Below are 1,053 nucleotides of genomic sequence, written 5' to 3' on the forward strand. Positions count from 1 at the left end.
GATCGAGAGTTCGTCGGGCACCCGCACGCCGCTTTCATGCGCGGCACGCAGCGCGCCGATGGCCATCAGGTCGTTGCAGACGAACACGGCCGAGGGCTTGCGCTCGGTGCGCAGAATGGCATGCATCGCCTCGTAGCCGCCCTGGCTCGTGAAGCCGCCGCGCCACAGCAGAGCTTCGGCATTCGCGATGTCGGGCGTTGCGCCGGTCTCGGCCAGCGCCATGCGCCAGCCCTCGATGCGCTGCTCGCTCGGCATCACGCCCACCGGCCCGCCGATGCATGCGATGCGCTTGTGGCCCAGCGACAGCAGGTGCCGCACCGCGAGCAGGCCGCCCTGCATGTGCGCGGTTTCCACCAGGTCGCAGGCCGGGTCGGCGATCTCGCGGTCGACCAGCACGGTCGGCATGCGCAGGCCGCGCAGCTGCTTCATGAGGGAGTCGTCGTCGCCCGCGCCGGTCGACACCACGATCAGCCCGTCGATGCGGCGTTCGGCCAGCACCTGCAGGTAGACGCTCTGTCGGTGGGGCTCGTCGTCGGTGTTGCACAGCACCAGCGTGTAGCCTGCGCCGAAGCAGCGGTCTTCCACGATGCGCACGATCTCGGCGAAATAGGGGTTCGAGCTGTTGGGAATCAGCATGCCCAGCGTCGATGTGGTGTTGCTCTTCAGGCTGCGCGCCATCGCGTTGGGCACGTAGCCCAGCTCGCGAATGGCGAGCTCCACGCGCTCGCGCACCTTGGCGCTCACGTGGCGGGTGTCGTTGACCACGTGCGACACGGTGGTGACGGACACATCCGCCTTGAGTGCGACGTCCTTGATGGTGGCCATTGCTTTTCCTGTTCCTGGTGGGGCGGGATGCTGTCGTCGTCAGGCCAGGCGGCGGTCGGCGCGGCGCTGGCGCAGCGTGTCGATGATCACCGCGACCACGATCACGGCGCCGGTGATGATGCGTTTGCTCGGCTCGCTCGCGCCAACCTGCGCAAGGCCGGCTTCGAGCACCGAGATGATCAGCACACCGAAGAAGGTGTTGATCACCGAGCCGCGCCCGCCCATGAG

General features: G+C 68.0%; 1 protein-coding gene and 1 pseudogene. Both read right to left on the reverse strand.

Annotation, left to right across the window (positions count from 1 at the left end; all coding sequences use genetic code 11):
• Nucleotides 1-825 (reverse strand): LacI family DNA-binding transcriptional regulator (locus tag ACSFA3_RS25780; RefSeq protein WP_435508155.1); only part of this gene is annotated, 825 nt, incomplete at its 3' end.
• A gap of 39 nt (nucleotides 826-864) precedes the next feature.
• A pseudogene (locus ACSFA3_RS25785) lies at nucleotides 865-1,053 on the reverse strand (ABC transporter permease); the annotation flags it as partial.

It is taken from the genome of Variovorax glucosi (genome assembly GCF_051216695.1).
GTDB lineage: Bacteria > Pseudomonadota > Gammaproteobacteria > Burkholderiales > Burkholderiaceae_C > Variovorax.